Source organism: Micromonospora sp. NPDC049903 (genome assembly GCF_044460945.1).
Classification (GTDB): Bacteria; Actinomycetota; Actinomycetes; order Mycobacteriales; family Micromonosporaceae; genus Micromonospora.
The window spans coordinates 55,347-55,956 of the sequence record NZ_JBITKL010000025.1 but is presented as its reverse complement, the minus strand read 5'-3'; the positions used below and the strand labels follow the sequence as shown (position 1 = coordinate 55,956).

Annotated in this window: 1 protein-coding gene; it reads left to right on the top strand. The window is 64.3% G+C overall.

Annotated features, from left to right (window positions below):
• Positions 1 to 35: 35 nt before the first annotated feature.
• Positions 36 to 610 (top strand): magnesium transporter MgtE N-terminal domain-containing protein (locus tag ACIBO1_RS27000; RefSeq protein ID WP_396751246.1); only part of this gene is annotated, 575 nt, incomplete at its 3' end.

Sequence of the window (610 nt, the reverse complement as noted above, 5' to 3'; positions counted from 1 at the left end):
GGCTAGTGGCGGAGATGCCATCAGAGCGTGTGGCAGTGGTGCTGGCAGAAATGCCGCCAGAGCGTGTGGCAGCGGCGTTGGCGAAGATTCCTCCGGTCTTCGCGGCGGTGTTGGTGACAGAGATGCCATCGGACCGTATGGCGGTGGTGTTGGCGGAAATGCCGCCGGACCATGTGGCGAGGCTAGTGGCGGAGATGCCATCAGAGCGTGTGGCAGTGGTGCTGGCAGAAATGCCGCCAGAGCGTGTGGCAGCGGCGTTGGCGAAGATTCCTCCGGCCTTTGCGGCGGTGTTGGTGACAGAGATGCCATCGGACCGTATGGCGGTGGTGTTGGCGGAAATGCCGCCGGAGCATGCGGTGAAGGTGATGGAAACGCCGCCGGACCATGCGACGGCATTAATGGCGAGAGTGCCCGCAATCCTTGCGGCGAGGCTGTTGGCGGTGATGCAGCCGGATCGTGCGGTGAGCTTGGTATCAAAGATGCCTTCGAGCCATGTGGCGGCGGTGTTGGTGGAGATGCCTCCGGGCCTTGCGGTAGTGGCGGCGGCGGAGATGCCTTCGGATCTTGTGGTGGCAGCGTTGGCGGAGATGCCGCCGGTGCCCGCAGCAAG